At 42.3% G+C, this 20805-nt stretch carries 15 protein-coding genes; 3 read left to right on the top strand and 12 right to left on the bottom strand.

Features of this window, described 5'->3' with window-relative positions:
- The first annotated feature begins 1004 nt into the window (after positions 1 to 1004).
- The gene (locus ACTRWI_RS09165) at positions 1005 to 1454 is read left to right on the top strand and encodes a DUF2971 domain-containing protein (RefSeq protein ID WP_499130704.1); all 450 of its coding nucleotides are present in this window, start codon (positions 1005 to 1007) and stop codon (positions 1452 to 1454) included.
- A 94-nt stretch (positions 1455 to 1548) separates the two neighbouring features.
- Here the strand turns inward: ACTRWI_RS09165 and ACTRWI_RS09160 are convergent, their stop codons facing one another.
- The 4 genes from ACTRWI_RS09160 to matP all read right to left on the bottom strand — a co-directional run bounded on the left by ACTRWI_RS09160 (position 1549) and on the right by matP (position 4122).
- Positions 1549 to 2766 carry a hypothetical protein gene (locus ACTRWI_RS09160; RefSeq protein ID WP_499130702.1) on the bottom strand — a complete coding sequence of 406 codons (1218 nt, stop codon included), beginning with the start codon at positions 2764 to 2766 and terminating at the stop codon, positions 1549 to 1551.
- Positions 2767 to 2956: 190 nt separating this feature from the next.
- Positions 2957 to 3229 (bottom strand): hypothetical protein, encoded by a 273-nt coding sequence (locus tag ACTRWI_RS09155; RefSeq protein WP_499130700.1) that lies wholly within the window; start codon positions 3227 to 3229, stop codon positions 2957 to 2959.
- Between the two features lie 105 nt (positions 3230 to 3334).
- Complete coding sequence (locus ACTRWI_RS09150) at positions 3335 to 3643, bottom strand: DUF3634 family protein (protein ID WP_499130699.1); 309 nt, start codon at positions 3641 to 3643, stop codon at positions 3335 to 3337.
- 23 nt (positions 3644 to 3666) lie between these two features.
- A complete protein-coding gene (gene matP / locus ACTRWI_RS09145; RefSeq protein ID WP_499130697.1) occupies positions 3667 to 4122 on the bottom strand; it encodes a macrodomain Ter protein MatP in 456 nt (151 codons plus the stop codon).
- Positions 4123 to 4311: 189 nt separating this feature from the next.
- Between matP and ACTRWI_RS09140 the strand changes: the two genes are divergently transcribed.
- Positions 4312 to 5964 (top strand): AAA family ATPase, encoded by a 1653-nt coding sequence (locus ACTRWI_RS09140; protein WP_499130696.1) that lies wholly within the window; start codon positions 4312 to 4314, stop codon positions 5962 to 5964.
- A 70-nt stretch (positions 5965 to 6034) separates the two neighbouring features.
- Positions 6035 to 6550, top strand: a complete 516-nt coding sequence (fabA, locus tag ACTRWI_RS09135; protein ID WP_499130694.1) for a bifunctional 3-hydroxydecanoyl-ACP dehydratase/trans-2-decenoyl-ACP isomerase — start codon at positions 6035 to 6037, stop codon at positions 6548 to 6550.
- 246 nt (positions 6551 to 6796) lie between these two features.
- On the opposite strand, the gene rmf is transcribed toward fabA, so the two are convergent.
- The 8 genes from rmf to ACTRWI_RS09095 all read right to left on the bottom strand — a co-directional run bounded on the left by rmf (position 6797) and on the right by ACTRWI_RS09095 (position 20588).
- Positions 6797 to 6970, bottom strand: coding sequence for a ribosome modulation factor (gene rmf / locus ACTRWI_RS09130; protein ID WP_004742306.1), 174 nt, complete (start codon positions 6968 to 6970; stop codon positions 6797 to 6799).
- A gap of 162 nt (positions 6971 to 7132) precedes the next feature.
- A complete protein-coding gene (locus ACTRWI_RS09125; RefSeq protein WP_499130691.1) occupies positions 7133 to 8845 on the bottom strand; it encodes a DUF3466 family protein in 1713 nt (570 codons plus the stop codon).
- A gap of 9 nt (positions 8846 to 8854) precedes the next feature.
- On the bottom strand, positions 8855 to 10771 hold the full coding sequence (locus tag ACTRWI_RS09120) for an ABC transporter ATP-binding protein (RefSeq protein ID WP_499130689.1): 1917 nt from the start codon (positions 10769 to 10771) through the stop codon (positions 8855 to 8857).
- Positions 10749 to 11009 carry a glutaredoxin family protein gene (locus tag ACTRWI_RS09115; RefSeq protein ID WP_499130688.1) on the bottom strand — a complete coding sequence of 87 codons (261 nt, stop codon included), beginning with the start codon at positions 11007 to 11009 and terminating at the stop codon, positions 10749 to 10751. The genes ACTRWI_RS09120 and ACTRWI_RS09115 overlap by 23 nt, the downstream gene beginning before the upstream one ends.
- Before the next feature lie 25 nt (positions 11010 to 11034).
- Entirely contained in the window at positions 11035 to 13155 is a 2121-nt protein-coding gene (gene rlmKL / locus ACTRWI_RS09110) for a bifunctional 23S rRNA (guanine(2069)-N(7))-methyltransferase RlmK/23S rRNA (guanine(2445)-N(2))-methyltransferase RlmL (protein ID WP_499130687.1), read from the bottom strand.
- A 508-nt stretch (positions 13156 to 13663) separates the two neighbouring features.
- Entirely contained in the window at positions 13664 to 14212 is a 549-nt protein-coding gene (locus ACTRWI_RS09105; protein WP_499130708.1) for a cell division protein ZapC, read from the bottom strand.
- Positions 14213 to 14436: 224 nt separating this feature from the next.
- Positions 14437 to 15447, bottom strand: a complete 1011-nt coding sequence (gene pyrD, locus ACTRWI_RS09100) for a quinone-dependent dihydroorotate dehydrogenase (RefSeq protein WP_499130685.1) — start codon at positions 15445 to 15447, stop codon at positions 14437 to 14439.
- Between the two features lie 299 nt (positions 15448 to 15746).
- Positions 15747 to 20588 carry an NAD-glutamate dehydrogenase gene (locus ACTRWI_RS09095; protein WP_499130684.1) on the bottom strand — a complete coding sequence of 1614 codons (4842 nt, stop codon included), beginning with the start codon at positions 20586 to 20588 and terminating at the stop codon, positions 15747 to 15749.
- Positions 20589 to 20805: the final 217 nt, after the last annotated feature.

The following is a 20805-nucleotide window of genomic DNA, read 5'->3' as shown; positions in this document are numbered from 1 at the left end:
GTTCTTTTCTCCCAAAGGTGACATTTCTAATTGGGAGAAAAGAGGACATTTTAAAATGGGATTGACAGGGATATTACATGTGAACCTGAGACCTTTACGAGCCTTATCCCTCACAGATTTTACGTACAGAACCACTTAATTCATTCGATTAACCATTTTTATGAGTTTGACTACACGTTAAATAAAACCAACTCGTACCACCTTGATTACATCAGCTAAACACTCTTACTGGATCTTTACGCAGCGCCTGTTCAAATTAACTCTTAGATGCTATCCATTCAATATTTAACTTTCTACAACCGATGGCTACACATTGCTGTGTGTAAGTTATGAAAGTAGTCCTATTGTTGTGCTTTGCTGGTCACTTATGTCACGCTTTCAAGTTGAGTTCGTTTCCAGCTTATCAATTAACGTCGCTCTCGTTACTTAAGGTTCCATGAGCTTGTCTCTGAAACCCAAACTAAATTATGAACAAGCTACATTGAATTCAAAGTATATCCGCAGTTAATTTCACAGGTTACAAGTTGACAATAAGTGACAACGCAACGCACTCCGGTGCAATAGTTTCAGATATTCAGATAATATCGACATTCATCTTGGCTACCGATGTCGTGATTGAATAAACTCAAACGTTACGTTGCATCGTATTTAACATTATTCTAGAAACCTTAAAGGGCGACGAATGGCAAAATAAACCACCTAAACAGGCCACTATTTTGTGTTTAAATTTTGATCTATCAAACAGTTATAATTAAAAATAAGGTGATTAAGCAATCAAATGCTCTGCATTCGGAGTTGAATTACCAATTAAAGTGTTAACATCAGAAAATGTTGTAAACTAGGTGTTTGATATGTTGCCTAAACTTTATAAGTTCAGATCGCTCCATGATAGAAATATACAATCTATATCCGAGTGTTCGTTGTGGTTTGATTACGCTAAATCCTTTAATAACCCTTTTGATTCTAACCACATCTTCAGCCAATGCCTTCAAAATGATTTTAAGGTGATGTGTTTCTCACAGTCCAGCGACCACCCAATACTGTGGTCTCAGTATGGTGATAACTTCAAAGGTATGTGTATTGAATATGACCTTAACTTTTATGAGGGTGACGCAAACCTAAACTGCTTCGCGGTCCAATATGAAGACTATCCAAACAATATCTGTTTACCCTTGTTAGAGAATTTACCGCCATTACGCTTAGGTACCGAACTCTTTAAGGTAAAGCACTCCAATTGGCGCTATGAACGAGAATATCGCTGGGTACTGCCTAACGAAGAGCTTAAAGGCAATAAATTATTTCTTAACAAGCAGTGCCTGACCTCAGTCATTCTCTCAGAGCACGCTCCGGCGGATAGAAAGCTTAAACTGCTAATGGCATGCCAACGTTTAGGTATTCCAGTCAAACAAGCAATAGCCAAACAGGACTCATTCACCTTTGAAGTCGTTTGCTAAAACGTACCTATGATAATTCCTCGAATTGTCATTACCACAAAGGTGACAGTGTAGCAAAAAGAAAAATAGCCACATCAATTGTGGCTCTTTTTCTTTACATCTTATCGGTTATTTTACCTGGTACCCTATTCTGCATTTGCTCAATCGTCGTTGCTGACATTTGAACATTCGAGAACCAATAAGGTTTGTGCTTAATATTAAAGAAATCACTGTTGCTAAGAGCTTCAAAAATAGAGAACTTTCTTCCTTGAGCTAATGCTGCTCCGTGAAGAGTTCGTTCTAATACTGGAACATCGTTTACTTCCTCTAACAACGCTCTCTGTATAAACTGGTTGCCAGGACTCCAATCAATGAATTCGACGAGCTTCTGAAGGAGTTTCAGCTCAAGTTGCTCTACCATAGACTCCAGAAACTGTGTATTTGGGATGACTTCAGCACAAGCGTAATATTCTTCATGCCTGTCACTAGCATCTCGATAACCGAGCATAGTTTTCACCAAGGCATCTTCGAAAGTTGAAGAAAAGTGATTACAAATCAAGAATAAAGGTAACACTCTCAAAACGCCAAGAAGGATGCCAACGTTCGGATCTTTAACGGACGTTTGTTGTAGTCTTATACGCGTAGCATTCGAAGTCACCACCAAGTGTTGCCAAACCTTAGGTACAATATGCTTGATATTACCGTCGTTCCACTTAATCAACTTTTGGCTCATTAGTAACGGGAACAACAAACGACAGTTCTCTATACCAATTTGCCTTGCTGCAACTTTAGGGTCGAGTATGATTTTCGATTTCTTACCGTACTTCTCTGTAAACTCACGATTGGAAACAAACTCAACAAGACTAGAGCTAAGTCCCCGACTCTCCGATGAAATTTTATATAACTTGGAAAAGTTTAAAAATGGAGAATACACGACGCTCGCAAACTGATTGTAATCTGGCAATTGTGTGAACAGAGAGCTTATCAGTGTACCTTGAAGCTTCTCTAACATGAGCGCTGAAGCCGCGTCACTCACATCGTCAATAACGTAACGCAGTGTTTGTTGTTTGGCCGCTATCTTCTCACGTTTGGCATTGACTCTATCTTGTTCACAACGCAAAAGAATACGTTGATTATGTGAGATTCGGTCTGCCTCATTAAAGATGACGCTCTCGCAGTATCTATTTTCTAAGCTAAGTAGCGTGTCGACCGTGGATTGGTCAAGTTTATACTTTTCAGATATTAACCACTTAGTAAAACGAGTCTCAACGTTAATTGAAACTTTTCTAGAGATATCTATGACTTCTGGGGGATAATTTTTATTTGCTAGCAACAACCGAGACTTTCCTTTGCCCTAATCTTCTTTTTGGCAGCATATGCCGACTTTATAAGTGAGCTAAATATTAATAGAAATTAGAGATTGGTTCACGAAATTGTTTCACTAAAACTATAGATATTTAGTTATAGTGCATCAGGTTGTAGTTATTCTGATATGTGGAGACGAATATATTTTCTCAGGAAAGCTATATACTTAAACTTTTTACGCTTAGGCAAGTGTTTTTAGCTTCTTTACAGATTTTGCTATCTCCAGATGTTCTAACCTTTTTGATTAGTGTATAGCCTTTGGCATGCTTCATCTCAATCATAAGATCACAATACCCTTCTAGCTCAATATGACTCTTGTTGAGACCTTTAAGAACGCTGGTTTTAATCTTTTTTGCGACTGGGTTAATCAAAGAGTCGTCTGAAATCACAAATGATGGCAAACAACACAATAAAAGTACTTGATATCTCATACTGTTCTCTATTCGTGAAAATTGAAAACAGTATGCAGAAAATGGAGAGGTGTTTAGGACTAACTTAGTATGGTGTTGTTTTAGACAACGCGTAATTATAAAAGATTACGCTTTCTTTGAGCCTTTCGATTTAAAGCCGTTATGCGGGAAAACGTTACGAATTCTCTGCTGAACACTCTTTGGTACATCCTTAGTGAACTTCAGAATGTAACCAGAGCGCTTCGCGTACACTTTCAGTTCACCTTTAAACGCATTATTGTGGCCAATCTCTTGAAGATTGTGTTTGAAACTCGGTGGTAGATGACCTTTGAATTGATCAATAGCCCCATCATTGAATTTTATTTTTAGTACAGGCCTATCGACCGCAACCAGCCAAAATATCAACACTGCACAGATTAAGATTACATATATCATAAAGTCACCATTAATATTGATGGTTATTTATCGTCAGAAAGAAGCTTGCTTAAATCTTCTTTAAGGCTCGTTACCGTCTTACTCGCCTGTTCGCTACGAGATGCTTCACTTACTAGGTATTCGATGGCGTCAGACAGAGTACACCCCAGCTCATTCGCTCTTTGAGATAGCTTTTCCCACACGCGGTAATCGAGGTCGATTGATTTCTTTTTAGTATGAACTTGCTCAGCGTTAAAGTGGCGCTTACGCTTCGCTCTGATCGCTTGCTTAAGCTTATTATCGAGCTCTGGAGACATGTTGTCGGTGATCCAGTCAAGTACGCCTGTTGGTTGATGCTCAAGCTTTAACAGCGCTTGTATTGCAACCTCAGCTTCACTTGAATCAATATGGCAGGTGATCGATTCGCCATCTTTCCATTTTTTGACCAGATAATTCCATTTCCAACCACATTCCAAGTTTTCAAGTTGCTGATATTTCATGTCTAATCTCGCGTGTTAATCCTAGTGACAGCGTAACCCAAAATGGACGATTTAACAATTATTGTCTTGAAAGAATAGACCAAGATCATACTTATATTCGCCCCGTGATTGATCATGTCGATATAGAGCTACAAGCGAGATCAGTTTTTCTATATACTCCCTACCTTATTATCCTAATCAGAAACCTAAATGACACAAGTAGATTGGCGACATTTTACGCCTCAGTACGACGAATATAACGCTCAATTAGAGCAATACCATGACATCTCGCCTCTCCCATTCTCAGTTATTCAACACCGATTCAGAGATGCATTAACTCGCTTTGTCCGTTTATCTAACCTTTCACGTGTGTTATTGGTGAATTCTCCGGACAACTCGATCTATCGCCAAATGATCGTTGAATCTTTAGTTGCTGAATTAGATGACGATACAAAGCCGGTTATCAAAACCGAATCTTTGAACGCAACCTCTCTGTTTGATCAAGTTCAATCGCGTGATGGCAAAGTTGTTGCTACGAAACCCGGTTTACTCGCTAGAGCGAACAATGGTTATCTGATCGTGTCAGCCAATTTAATTCTAGCTAATCCGGGAAGCTGGTTACTATTAAAGTCAGCACTGCTTAGTGAAGCTGTGGAGCCAATCAGCAGTAACCCTGAGCACTTGAATCAATCACCAACGCTTCCTCTTACGTACAATATCAAATTAATTGTCGTGGGAGACCGATCGCAACTCGGTGATCTTGATTATTTAGATAGCGATATTCAAACCGGTTTTTGTCTTTTCAGTGAAGTTGAACAAGACATTAAGCTATCTGAAGAAACTCTGACTCAATACCTTGGCTACCTTAAGTGGCTTGTGCAACGTTATAATCTACCAAACATTACACAAAACGCGTTAACGGCGATTTTGACCGCTGGCGCACGAGAAACGGAAGATCAAAGTTACATTCCACTGTGTCCAATTTGGCACAACGCGTTGCTGAGTGAGGCACTGGTTGAAGCCAACAACGGTGAAATTGACATCCACCATGTACAACAAGCTCAACAACACAAATACAATCGAGAATCATATCTTCCAGAGCGCGCTCTAGATGACATTCGCGATGGCCAAGTCATCATTGAAACCGAAGGTGAACAAGTTGGCCAAGTAAATGGTCTCACCGTCATCGACGTTCCAGGTCACCCAATCTCTTATGGTGAACCTGCACGTATTTCATGCGTTATTCACTTTGGTGATGGCGACATTTCCGATGTTGAACGTAAAGCAGAGCTTGGTGGTAACTTACATGCAAAAGGCATGATGATCATGCAAGCATTTGTTAGCAGCGCATTAAACCTTGAGGATCCATTACCATACGCTGCATCTGTCGTGTTTGAACAATCGTATTGTGAAGTTGATGGCGACAGCGCTTCTCTCGCAGAACTTTGCTCTCTTGTAAGCGCGCTATCTGAATACCCTATCGACCAACAGATCGCTGTAACAGGCGCTGTCGACCAATTTGGTCGTGTACAAGCCGTTGGTGGCCTTAATGAGAAAATCGAAGGCTTTTACCATGTTTGTAAGCACCAAGGACTCACTGGTAAACAAGGCGTCATTCTGCCGAGATCGAATCTAAGGCATCTTGCTCTTAAACCGGACCTTATCGAAAGCATCAAAAACGAAGAATTTCACATCTGGTCTGTGTCAAATGTAGACGAAGCTATTCCTCTAATTATGAACAAACCATTTAGAGACGATGAAGAAGAAAGCGTTCTTAGCAAAATCGCGGAACGTATTGAAAACTTTGAAAGACATGAGCACCCAATGGGAATTGTGGGACGCATCAAAAACTGGTTTGTCTAGTACTGATCGGACTTGTTTAGCGTACACCTGTTCACTAATATGCACCTATCAAAAATCGGAGTAATTGATAATGCAAAACAAACGTGATTCTTACACTCGCGAAGAGCTTCTAGCTTCAAGCCAAGGCGAACTATGGCCACAAGGTCCTCAACTACCAGCACCAAACATGTTGATGATGGACCGCATCACTAAAATGTCTGAGACTGATGGTGATTTCGGTAAAGGTTTGGTTCTTGCTGAGCTCGATATTACTCCTGACCTATGGTTCTTTGATTGTCACTTCCCTGGTGATCCAGTAATGCCTGGTTGTTTAGGTCTAGACGCTATGTGGCAGCTGGTTGGTTTCTACCTTGGTTGGGTTGGCGGCGAAGGTAAAGGCCGTGCTCTAGGTGTTGGCGAAGTTAAATTCACAGGTCAAATCCTACCTACAGCGAAAAAAGTAACTTACGAGATCCACATGAAGCGCGTTGTTAACCGTCGCCTAGTTATGGGCCTTGCAGACGGTCGTGTGCTTGTTGATGGCAAAGAGATCTATGTGGCTAAAGATTTGAAAGTTGGCCTTTTCCAAGATACGTCAGCATTCTAACTATCTAATTAGCTTAAAATAAAGCAGCCTATGGCTGCTTTATTTTTGTCGTCAAGATATTTAGTTATAGTGCATTAAAGGTTACTTTAGGGGAAGAAATGCTAAATCCACCAGCAATGGATAGAGTGTGAATATCATAGAAACATTGTTCTTTGCCGTCTGTAAACTTTGCATCCCCTTAAACCTAACAAGGCTCCATTGTTTTAAAAACAATGGAGCCCTGACCTTGAATTCGTTGCGCTCTATCTACTTGTAGAGACCTGCTTGTTTGTCATCTCTGGCATCTCGCCAACCACCTAACCAATAAGACCGAGAATCCATTTGGCTGTATGGGCAAGCTTCTTGTGACCTACCGTTTAAACCAGCTTTATAGCCTTGAGATTGTGCTCGTTCTAGTCGATCACGCTTTTGTCTCTTCATAGTGCAGTCCTCATACGGGTATTTCGATTTACTAACATACAATGATTACAACTTTGCGGAGTTTTTGTGACTCCAAATTTAATAGTCGACCAATTTTTCGATTTTCTCAAGGCGAAAAAAAGCCCGAGTTCAGAATTGTGAACTCGGGCTCAAGAGAAAAAATTATTTAAATTTTCTACGGAACCCTAACAGACCAAGTACAGTCAAAGATAACCAACCTAGGCTACCACCTTGACGATCGATTTTCTCTGAGTCGGCACTACGAGCTTGAATATCAGCTTTGGTTGCACCAGCAATAGGTACAAGCTTAACCGCTACAACCTCTTCTACCGCATTGGATGAGGCGCCACCACAGTATGAGTTGTGAGAGGTTGTATCATAAGGCTGAGCTGTTCCACCAACAGTACACTTAATCGCAGTCGCCGAGATTACACCAGCATCGTTAATGTCGGTTGCGTCGATGATTCTAAACTTGTTGTTTTCACCAGTAGCGTCACCATCATTAGTTAAATCATCTAGCCACCAAGCTTGACCGTTAAAGATATCTAGACGACGCGCATCATCCGATGAAGATACGTTATAGGGATATATAAAGCCTCTATGTCTTCTTTCGCGGCCACTAACCTCGCGAGTCGTTTCTGCATCAATCTGCCCAACAAACTCATTATAGTTGTTAACCGCTTTAGCTTCACCACTTGAACCAATAAAGAAAATACCGCCGGACAAGAATGTTGCTGTTGGGTTTCTCGCATCAGTCACAACGAAAAGCTTATTACCTGCGCTGCCGTTTTCTGGCACATAGCCATTACGTTTAGCATAACCAACTGCAAACAAGTTGTCGTTAATATCAGTCGCAACGGAGTTACTGTACCTCGCATCATCGCGAGACGAGCCTGATTTAGCTTCTGCGCCACTAACCTGCTTAGTTGTCCATGTCGCACTCGTTAGATCTAACGAATCACTCACAAAGACACTGGCATTCATGTCTTGTCGGTCGCCATTACCATCGGCAGTATTATAACCAACACCATAAAAAACAGAGTTTGATTCAACGTTTGATTCAACAATTGAACGCATGCTACCTTGAGCAAAGTAATCACCTTGTTGAGCATTACCGCTACGAATCCAATCGATTTTCTTAGTCGTCGTACCATCCCAAATTGCAGCTTTTGAGCTAAACGTCGTATCTGAAGTACCGGTACCAGGGCCTTTTTCAGACACACTACCTATATTGTAAACAGAACCGTTACTTGCGGTAATTGCTTTCCATGCACGCGTTTCAGAAGTACCAGTAGGTCCAGTTGTCGTTGTAAACAATGCATTATTACGGATACTACCTTCAGATTTAACACCTAGTGGTTGAGCTGTATCGTCTAGAGAGTTAATAACTGTGTTACGGCTCTCAAACGTAGCGCCACCTTCAACAAAGGCTTTGGCATTTACGTAACTCAAGTCATTTTTTTCCTTACTCCAAGTCGCCCAACGCTTTTCAGCCCAGCTGTCACATGTAGAGTATCTAAGCTCTCGATAGCAATAATTTTCGAAATCATCAAGCGCTTGAATATATTGGAATGGAGCATCCATTGCGAAAGGCACTTCTTCTCGATAGCTTACCGCTTCGACCGTATTACGAGTTTCACCAGCAAGTTTGAATGTAGTGTCAGTACAGTTTGTTGCCGCTGAGTCAAAACATCCTAGTGCAAGGTTATGCGTTCCGTCAGTAGCACTACCAGGCTGGATCGCTACACCAAAAATTTCAGATGCACCGGTAATCGAAGGCGTTACTTCAACTACCTTATATAGCGCAGCGTTGGCATTAGTCGCAGCTAGAACAAAGGCTGCAGCTGTTGTTAATTTAAATTTAGTACAAGTCATTATTACTTCTTAACTTTTCTGTTGTAGTGCCTCGAGCTCTTCCCAGCGCTCAAATGCAACTTCAAGCTCCTGCTCTGTCGCAGTTAGCTTATCTAAAACTGGCTGTGTCTGCTCTACAGATTTCGAAAAGAAATTTGGATCGTTAACTTCTTCCTGAAGAGCTTCAATTTGTGTTTCCAATTCTTCTAAACGTTGTGGTAAAGCTTCTAGCTCTCGCTGTAGCTTATACGATAACTTCTTAGGTTTAGCTTTAACTGGTGCAGTTTTCGGGGTTTCCTCAACTACTTTCGCTGGCTTTGATGGCTTTTCAACCTGTCGGTATTCAAGCGCCTGCTTTCTCTGTTGCTGAGCATCATGATAGCCACCAACAAATTCTTCAATCACGCCGTTGCCTTCGAAGATCCAACTTGTCATCACTGTATTATCTACAAACTGACGATCGTGGCTTACTAAAAGAAGCGTACCCTGATAGTTGGCAAGCAAATCTTCTAAAAGTTCCAAAGTTTCGATATCTAGATCGTTGGTTGGCTCATCGAGAATCAGCAAGTTGTTTGATTTAAGGAAAATACGAGCTAATAGCAGACGGTTTTTCTCACCACCAGATAGCGCTTTAACTGGAGTACGTGCACGTTTAGGGGAGAATAAGAAATCTTGTAAATAGCTAAGTGCATGACGCTCACGACCACCGACTGTAACTTCTTGCTTACCATCCGCTAGGTTATCGATAACCGATTTCTCTGGGTCAAGGATTTCACGGTATTGGTCAAAGTAAGCCACTTCAAGTTTCGTACCGCAATGCAGACGACCTGAATCAGGTTTTAGTTGATCAAGAAGCAACTTAAGAACCGTACTCTTACCACAACCATTCGGACCAATCAGTGCAATACGATCGCCACGCATGATATTGAAGCTGAAGTCTTTAACTATCTGTTTACCTTCGAAGCCAAAGTTAATGTTCTCAGCTTCAAATACAATCTTACCTGAGCGCTGTGCATCATCGATTTGGATAACCGCTTTGCCCTGCACTTCACGACGATTCAAACGCTCTTCACGTAGCTTTTTAAGCGCACGTACACGACCTTCGTTACGAGTACGACGAGCTTTGATGCCCTGACGAATCCATACTTCTTCCTGAGCGAGCTTTTTATCGAATTCAGCGTTCTGCATCTCTTCAACACGAAGCGCTTCTTCTTTCTCAACTAAATAATTTTCGTAGTCACCAGGGAAAGAACTCAGCTTACCCCGATCAAGATCTACGATACGTGTTGCCATCGATTTAATGAATGCACGGTCGTGCGAAATAAAGATGATTGAGCCGCGAAAGTCTTTCAGGAAGCCTTCTAACCATTCGATAGTAGCAACATCCAAGTGGTTAGTCGGTTCGTCGAGTAAAAGCACGTCAGGGTCGCACACAAGCGCTCGAGCAAGGGCTGCTTTACGCTGCCAACCACCAGATAAATCTGTCAGCTTAGTTTCAGCTGTCAGCTTTAAAGCACCTAAAACATTAGTTACACGGTCTTCAAAACGCCATGCATTAGCGTGATCCAACTGTTCTTGTACACGAGTAAGGCGGTTTAGATTTTTTTCACTAGGGTCGGTTGCGATCAAATCAAGAAGCTCATGATAGATCTTTAGCTGCTCGCCAATCTCAGCAAGGCCACCAGCCACATAATCATAAACTGTGCCTTCTTCGTTACGCGGCGGATCTTGTTCCAAGCGAGACACAACCACATCTTGCGTAATTTGCATCTTGCCGTCGTCCATGATGATGCTGCCAGAAAGCACTTTCATCAACGTAGACTTACCGGCACCATTGCGCCCTACTAAACAAACACGCTCATTTTCTTGCAGTGCGAAGTCTGCACGGTCTAACAATGGGTGGTCGCCAAATGCTAACTGCCCATTATGAATTGTAAGTAATGCCATTCTTCTTTAACCAATCATTAAGTTCTAACAAGCCAAATGGCCAGTTAAGCTCTGAGTGTTGAGAACCGTCAGAGCTTTCAAATTTGAGCACCGGAATAGTGACCCCGTAATGGGAAAAGAGCTCATCATCGAATGCAATATCAACAACATTGACATGATGGCTCATGTTTAACTGTTCCGTGAGTTTGAATGCCATCTCACATAGATGGCACCCTTCTGTACTGTATAGAGTCAGCACTATATATCCTTATACGAGCTCTTGATTACTTGTGTGTAATCAACCAGCAGTTGTGAATATGCTTATTACGAGAGAAATCTAGAGGCAGTGTTTTAGAAGAGATGTTCTGAGCTTTAAGACCCAGCTCTTCTAATGCTTCTAAATCCATTTTGAAGTGACGTTTATTGTTAGAGAAAACAATCGTACCTTCTTCACGCAGCAAACGCTTTAGGTTCTCCATCAGCTGGATATGATCACGTTGAACATCGAAAGATTGATCCATACGCTTCGAGTTTGAGAAGGTTGGTGGATCAATGAAGATCAGGTCGTACGAGCCTTTCTCTTTGGCTAACCATTGTAAGCAGTCAGCTTGAACAAATTGATGTTGACGACCTACACGGCCGTTGAGATCCATGTTCTCTTTCGCCCACTCTAGGTAGGTATTAGACATATCGACAGTAGTTGTAGAGCGTGCGCCACCCACAGCAGCATGTACAGATGCACTACCAGTATAAGCAAACAGGTTTAGGAAATCCTTACCTGCCGCCATTTCACCGATACGACGACGAGTAATCTTATGATCAAGGAATAAACCTGTATCTAGGTAGTCGTGAAGGTTAACAATCAGCTTAACACCGTACTCGTTTACTTCTAGGTTCGATGAATCTTGAGAAAGCTTCTGGTATTGAGAGCGGCCTTTTTGCTTCTGACGAACTTTCAGCACAACGTTATTGGCTTCAACGCCGGTCACTTGAATAGAAGCACGGATGATATCGGTTAGACGACGTTTTGCTTTCTCTTCCGGTACATCTTTAGGTGCAGCGTATTCTTGAATCACAAGGTGATCTGGGTATACGTCAATCGCTACATTGTATTCAGGTAAGTCTGCATCATAAATACGGTAACAATCTAGTTGCTCTTTCTTAGCCCACTTGCCAATTTTGCCGATGTTCTTCTTAAGACGGTTCGCGAAATCAGGTGCAATCTGCTGCTCTTGCTGCTCTGTTGGGCGCTCTGACATCGGACGATCGGAAATTGAGTAGTTCTTTTGGTGACAAGGTAACGCACCGTTATTCAATTTGAACTGTTTGTCTGCACGCATACGCAAACAGCTGAGAAGCTCGTCTGAGCTAGAGAAGATAGATGCGTTGCAACCACCAAACTCAGCTTTTAGCTGTGCACCAAATGCGGTGTAAAGTGCAATCAGGCCAGGCTCTGTACCTAGACGCTCACCGTAAGGTGGGTTTGATACAACCACGCCATTGTCGAAATCAGCAGGACGCTTAACAAGTGCAGCATCACCTACTTCAAATTGAATTAAGTCTTCAACACCGGCACGACGCGCATTGTCACGTGCAGTCTTGATCATTCGCTCGTCGTTATCATAACCGTAGAACTTGCAATCTACTTTCTTAACACCACGGCGACCTTGAACATTCGCTTCTGACTTAACTTCAGCCCATAGGTCTGATTGAAAATCTTCTAAAGATTCGAAACACCATTTCTGACGCTTAACACCCGGAGCCATGTTCGCAGCCATCATTGCCGCTTCAATCACAAGCGTACCTGAACCACACATAGGATCTAAGAAGGGTTTTTTGGCGTCCCATCCACTACGAAGAAGAATCGCTGCAGCAAGAGTTTCACGCAATGGCGCTCGACCTGATTCAGGACGGTAACCACGCTGGTGAAGACCGCTGCCGACCATATCAAGGCCAAGAATCGCTTTGTCACGGTGTAAACGAACGTGAATACGAACATCTGGATTTTCTTTGTTAATAGAAGGACGAGGTAGTGACTTCTTCTCGAAGCAATCGACGATAGCGTCTTTCACTTTCATCGCCCCATATTGGCTATTGCGGATTTCGCGGTTCGTACCATTAAAGTCAACCACAAAACGCTTAGAGCTATGGAATTGATTCACCCAGTTAACCGCAGTGGTCGATAGGTACAAATCCATGTCGTCCTGACAAGTGAATTCAGAAAGGACACGTACAAATCGAGAAGCCAAACGACTCCACAAACAACAACGATAAATTTGCTCATTGGTCGCTTTGAATTTAACACCTGCCTGAACAGGTTTTGCGTTTGTAATCCCTAGTTGGGTTAGTTCTTCAACTAATAAATTCTCAAGGCCGTTTGAGGTAACCGCTAGATATTGATTCATAGTGTTCTTTTATTGATAAAAATGAGCTCGATTATACCTGATTTTGTTACCAGAGCATCACTCTAAACTCGTCTTTTCATTGAATCTTTCAACTAACTGGCTAGCAAATACTCATTACTGAAGCGATCGCTTACCCACATTCCCTTAAAACATATGACCTAACGAACTCACTCGTTTAACACCCAATTTCCGACCAACTTGCCACTGTGAATTAATATTCATCTAAAATCTGGTATATACCAAACAAAAGACAAGGTTGAAATTTAACTACAAAAACATAAAAACAGGGAATAAGTATGGGTAAATTACACTTTTGGGGAAGTAAACAAGGTGAAATTAACGTAAATAAAATCGTCTTAACTACACTATTTTGATAGTTAATAAGTGATGCATTTATAAGGGTGAGGTTTTTTAGGCACAAAAAAATCGGCTACTAAGCCGATTATTTGGAAGGTTTGATGAGGATGTTCACTGCTACGTATGGCCGAAATGATGTATTAAATTTGAGTCAGCCAACCATCGCAATATGATGAGATTGATGCAGAATAGCGTTAGCATCAAGCATTCTATCGTGCATCACCTTGATCGAGTCACCAAAGTGTAATCCCTTTGAAGGGGTCAGTAGGAACTCTTCTAGGTCTACAAATGCACATAAGCTCGCACACTCGCCCACTTCTAACACGATGAAGTAACCAAGGCTATGCTCGTTATTCATTTGTACAATATCCCCTTCCTGAGGGTACTCATGGCCTGCATCTTGAGGTGCGAAGAACCAGCTCTTTGGTTGTACGGGCTTGTGGAAACGCTTCGCAGCCACGCAGTAAAGCGCAAGTTCTGCTTGGCGAGGCTCAGATAGCTCTAAGCCAGAAATTTGTTCTTTGAAGGTTTGGTATGAGGATGCGTCATCAACGGTGAATTCATTATCTCGAAACGCGCAGTCCACCAGCTTATTGCGGACCAGATTCGTTTTGAAAATCATATCCTCTCCGAGGTTTAGCATTAATGAACATTGCTGCTCATCGTAATACCAACTCCATGTATCGCTAGGTTTAAGCATCATTTCGTCTCACACTGTTGAACTATTCCATTAGGTAAAACGCAAAATTACCTTCAATTGCAGTAATTTTACTGAGCAATAGGCAAAAAAAAAGAGGAAATGAATTCCTCTTTCTTATCGCTTTTCTCTATAACTCAGGGAGTTACAGTGTCTCTTTTAGTAATACGATGTAAGTTTATAGATACTTCTGATATTGATGCTCTATAACGACCATGGTTTGTAAGTTACAGGTTTTTGACAATGTCAGCTACAAGGCGTGGACCCTTGTAGATAAAACCAGAGTAGACTTGAACAAGCTTAGCACCTGCCATCATTTTCTCTTTTGCAGCAACATAAGTGTCAACGCCACCTACCCCGATGATCGGCAGTTGGTCACCTAGCTCTTGGTGAAGTTTACGAACTACTTCAGTGCTGCGAGATTGAACTGGACGTCCACTTAGGCCACCCGCTTCGTCGCAGTGTTTCATGCCTTCAACGATTGAGCGATCCAAAGTCGTGTTTGTTGCGATCACACCATCGATCTTATTTTTGATCAATGATTCGCAAATTTGGCTGACTTCATCATCACTTAGATCCGGAGCAATCTTAAGAGCTAGAGGAACATACTTACCATACTTCTCTTCTAGTTCCGCTTGTTTTGCCTTAAGTTCAGACAGCAAATCATCAAGTGCTTCGCCGTATTGTAGCGAACGTAGCCCAGGTGTGTTTGGTGAAGAGATATTTACTGCAATGTAACCCGCGTATTGATATACCTTCTCCATACAGATCAAGTAGTCTTCTGCACCCTTTTCAATTGGTGTGTCTTTGTTTTTACCAATGTTGATACCTAAGATTCCGTCGTAGTTTGACTTCTTAACATTCTCAACAAGGTTATCTACACCTAGGTTATTGAAACCCATTCGGTTGATGATACCTTCAGCTTCAACAAGACGGAATAGACGAGGTTTATCGTTACCTGCTTGTGGACGTGGCGTAACAGTTCCTACTTCTACAAAGCCAAAACCCATTGCGCCAAATGCATCAATACATTCGCCGTTCTTATCTAGGCCAGCCGCTAGGCCAACTGGGTTTTTGAAAGTAAGACCCATGCACTCTACAGGTCGGTGAGGTAACTGTTGGCGATACAAAAGATCAATAGGTGTGCCAGTAAAGCGCTTGAAGTTTTGAATTGCGAGATCATGTGCCTTTTCGGCATCAAGTTGGAAAAAGCCAGTTCTGGCTAGACGGTAAAGCATTGTGCCTCCGATAGAAAAAAGCCCCGTGTAAACGGGGCGATATTATTTACTTATTTCCCCAACTATTCAATCTATTACTGGCTGTAAGGGTAAGATAATCGAGTTTGCTAACAAATGAGCTTCTTTATTAAGCAAACGTTATCGTATAATGAGCATATCATGTACCTCTACTTCACTTTCCCACGAATCACTTTAGTCCACTGTGAATTGACTGACACTCTCTAAGCCCAAACTAATCGCACCCCAAAACGAAAAAGGCAGACCAAATGGCCTGCCCTTTATTACTGTCTACCTAATCGTTAGTCTTTAGACATGCAGTTTAGATTCAGTAGCATCAATTCACGTAGCGCAACTGAGAACTTAGCAAATTCATGCACAGAACCCACTTTGAATTCGTTCAGGATGCTTTCCCAGCGGTGTAGAGAAACAGAGTTACTTTCCATCCACTCATCGAGCGCTTTAATCACATCAAGCTCTGAACCACAACTACAGTTAAGTACCTGACCCGTTAGCTGGCGTTGTTGCCAATCCAGATCTTCTCTGAATGCAGCACGTGCCAATGCTTGCCAGTTGTTATCGACTGCTTGACCATTGATTTGCTTCAAGAACCAATGCAGAGACAAACGGTCGCCCAGATTGAAGTAAAGTCTAGACGCTTGTTGTACTGTTTTACCCGTTTCACGAGCTACTGTGGATATATCCAGTGCTGAGTACAAGCTAGACAGACGCGCAACTGAATTCGCTAATTCAGCGGTTACGCCTTGCTCAATCCATACTTGCGCCATTGATTTATGTTCTTCTACTTCTGCAGCAACTAGATTTTCATCCAGTTTCTCAGTAATAGCTACTACATCGCCTTGGTAAAGTTCAACTAGTGCTTTCACAGATTGCTTGCCAGTACGGTTTCTTAGCAACCAACGAGTCAAACGGCGCAGTGTACGACGTACGTGGTATAGCAACTCATATTGAGCCTGTGAGCAAGCGATATTATCCAGTTCACGGATGCTCTTAAGCACTTGACCCAAACCATAGATTTCACGTGATGCCGCGTAAGCATTGGCAATATCGACAATGTTTGCACCCGTCTCTTCTTGCAGACGAGTGATGAAGTTACAACCCATCTCGTTAACCATTTGGTTAGCAAGTGCAGTAGCAATGATTTCTGCACGCAGTGGATGATTATCCATGTGTTGAGAGTAGTTACGGCGTAACTCAGTAGGGAAGTATTGCATCAATTGTTGAGCATGGAACTCATCATTCGCAATATCGTCGCTCACAAGATCTTCTTTCAGAACCATCTTACCGTAAGCGATCAATACAGATAGCTCTGGTCGTGTCAGACCTTGACCTTGCTTCTCACGCTCTAACAGAGTTTCGTCATCTGGTATGTATTCTAGGCCACGATCCAGATACCCTGCTTTCTCCATTGTATGAATGAAGCGGATTTGCTCTTTAACTAAACTCACCCCCTGATGTTCAGTCACCGAAATAGACTCAGCTTGGCAGTACGCGTCATCAAGTACAATCTCACCAACTTCATCTTCCATAGACTCTAGAACTTGGTTACGTTGCTTAACCGTTAGATCACCATTAGACACCAAGCCATTCAAGAAGATCTTAATGTTCACTTCGTTATCTGAACAGTCAACACCACCCACGTTATCAACAAAGTCTGTGTTCACTCGGCCGCCGGTAAGCGCATATTCAATACGACCCAATTGAGTCATACCTAAGTTACCGCCTTCACCCACAACTTTTGCTTTCAAATCGCCTCCATTGATACGCAACACGTCGTTAGCACGGTCGCCAACATCAGTATGAGTTTCATTTGAAGACTTAACGTAAGTACCAATACCACCATTCCAAAGTAGATCGACTTCCATAGATAAGATCGCTTTGATCAAATCATTTGGCGCCATTGATGCTTTCTTGGTGCCCAGCATTTTCTGAATTTCAGGCGTTAGAGAGATAGACTTAGCTCGACGAGAGAAAATGCCACCACCCTGAGAAATCAGTTCTTTGTTGTAATCTTCCCAGCTTGAGCGAGGTAAATTGAACAAACGATCACGCTCAACCCAGCTTGATGCTGAATCTGGATTCGGATCAATGAAGATGTGCATGTGGTTAAATGCCGCTTGTAGACGGATGTGCTTAGATAGCAGCATACCATTACCAAATACGTCACCTGCCATATCACCAACACCGATAGCAGTGAAGTCTGTAGTCTGGCAGTTAATGCCCATTTCACGGAAGTGACGCTTAACCGATTCCCAACCACCTTTTGCTGTGATACCCATTGCTTTGTGGTCGTAACCGTTAGAGCCACCCGAAGCAAACGCATCACCTAACCAGAAGTTGTACTCCTCAGATACAGAGTTCGCTAAGTCAGAGAACGTTGCTGTACCTTTATCGGCTGCAACAACTAAGTACGGGTCATCTTCATCATGACGAACCACATTCTTAGGTGGGATAACCTCACCTTCAATGATGTTGTCTGATACGTCTAGTAGTGCACGGATGAAGCGCTTGTAACAACGTTGCCCTTCAGCAAAGATCTCGTCACGGCCAGACATAGTGTGCTGACGTTTACAAACGAAACCACCTTTTGCACCTACAGGTACAATTACCGTGTTCTTAACTTGTTGTGCTTTAACTAGGCCCAGAATCTCGGTACGGAAATCTTCTTGACGGTCTGACCAACGAAGGCCACCACGAGCCACTTTACCGCCACGTAGGTGAACACCTTCAATATCTGGTGCGTATACGAAGATTTCAAACGCAGGCACTGGAGCTGGGATATCTGGAATCTCGCTTGGTCTCATTTTCAGAGCCAACCAAGGCTTAGCTTGCTTGTTCTCGTCTACTTGGTAGTAGTTAGTACGAAGTGTTGCAGTGATCATCTCCATGTAGCGACGAATGATACGATCATCATCCAAGCTTTCAACATGATCGAGTTGTTCAGTGATCTTCTTGATAAGATCTTGTTGGCCCTTCGCGCTGCCCTTGAGTTTAGGATCAAAACGCTTGCCGAATAAGCTGACTAGACCTTTAGCTAAATCTGGGTAGTGAGACAAGGTGTCTTCAATGTATTGTTGACTGAATGGGAAACCAACTTGACGCATGTAGCGAGCATAAGCACGTAAAATTGAGATTTCACGACCAGATAGACCTGCACCTAGTACCAAACGGTTAAAGCCATCGCTATCTAATTCACCAGCCCAGATTGCTGCAAATGCTTGTTGGAAAAGATCACGAGCTTCACGAAGATCAATCGTTTGGTCACTCTTATGAAGCATAGAGAAATCTAAGATCCAATAAGTAGTACCGTTAGTCTTACGAACTTCATATGGTGACTCACCAATAACACGCAAGCCAAAGTTCTCAAGCATTGGCATCACATCAGAAAGGTGGATTGGCTCTGCACTGTGATAGAACAGCTTTAAGCGAACTGCTTTCGAGTCTGCCGCTTCTTCCTGAGGACGGTAGAAAAGCATACCAAGTTTATTATCTTCACATAGTGCTTCTAAGCGCTCAATATCTGCAACAGCAGAACCGGGCATCATGTCTTCTTTGTACGAACGTGGGAATGCACGCATGTACTCTTTCGACAATGGAAGACCTTTGCTCTCACCGAAGTTTGCAATGATGGATTCAGATAGACGGTCATCCCACGTAGACGATACTTCCATTAAATTTTGCTCGATTGTTTTCACGTCCACATTCATGTTGTTGTTATCAACACGAACAATATAGTGTGTTCTTGCCAGCGGGCTTTCAGAGAAATACGTTGTAAATTCAACTTCTTCTTCACAGCCAAAGTATTGCTTCAAGATGCGCTGAGTTTGGCGACGAAGCTCGGTGTTGTAACGATCTTTTGTTACGTAAACCATACAGCTAAAGAAACGTCCAAAAGGGTCTTTGCGTACAAACAAACGTAGAAGATCACGGTCTTGCATTTGCACAACACCGGTACCTACTTCAAGTAACTCCTCTTCTCGAGCTTGAAGCAGTTCATCACGTGGGTAGTTTTCAAGAATGTTGTGTAGCGCTTTGTATGAATATGAACCTTCACGGTAACCACTTGCATCCAAGATTCGTTCTACTTTCTCACGAACTAGAGGGATGGTTTCAACGGTTTGGTTATAAACCGCAGAGGTGTAAAGACCAGTAAAGCGATGCTCACCAATAACCTTACCGTTCTTATCGAACTTCTTAATACCGATGTAATCATTATAAGCTGGGCGGTGAATGCGTGAAGCCGTGTTGCCCTTGGTTACGATAAGTACATATGGCTTTTTCGCTTCTAGACGTGCAGAGTCAGAAAATTCAGACAACTTAACGTTACGCACACGATCTGAATTCGCAAACAAACCAAGACCTTGCTCCTTGGTCGGTTGCAGCTCAGTATCGCCATTAACTGAAACTAGGTCATATTCCTTATAACCCATGAATGTAAAGTTGTGTTCACCTAACCAACGAAGAAACGCCAACGTCTCATCGAAACGTTGGCCGTCTACTGGAATGGTGTCTTTCTGCTGCTCAACCAGGTCTGTTACTTCTTTCAGTTTTTCAACCATTTTAAGCCAGTCGTTAACCACTAAGCTTGTATCGGTGAAAATGTCTAGAAGTTCTGTTTTCAATGCCGTCATTTCAGCTTTGCTGCTCAAACGGTCAACCTCAATATGGAATAGAGATTGGAAAACACCCTCGCCACTGCTCACACCCTCTACGCTTCCTGAATCAGAACGAGAGATTTGTGTTGGATTATGCAACATAAGGTGAGAAGAAAGATCTAGGCGAGTAAGTGCCATTTTTACAGAATCAACAAGGAATGGGCTATCTGGTACCACTATCTCAACGATAGTGTGAGTAGACTGCCAACCTTGACGACTTACCGTCGGGTTGAAAACGCGTACCGAGATTTCGTCGGCTTTCTTTTCGTTGATGTGGTGCCATAAGCTAACTACAGCACCATATAAATCGGATTCGTTTCTCTGAGTCAGGTCGTCGTGAGAAACGTTACTAAACAAGTGTTGAGCAAGTTGAGTTACGAGAGGTCGATGAGCAAGGTCAAGTTTGTCTTGAATCAGCTTGTAAACTTTTTCAAGTAAAACTGGAACCACAGTTTCACGTGCGGTCATAGTCACACTCCACAATTAGTATTGTATTTTATTATTAGGGGTATCACTTAATCTGGTGTTTGAATTACGCCGTTGAGCGCTTGTCTACTAACGAGTTAAGCAAAGGTAATGCATTGGTTCATTGTAAAAGCATTATTGAAAAATGGTTAATTGTTTTAACTGTGGTAGGAGGTGAAATGTTTGATTATGTGATTAAGATTCCTTTTAACTCACTAGG

The organism is Pseudoalteromonas sp. G5_S1_14_S5 (assembly GCF_054968605.1).
The sequence above is the reverse complement of the archived record's forward strand: the minus strand, read 5'-3'. Positions and strand labels throughout refer to the sequence as shown.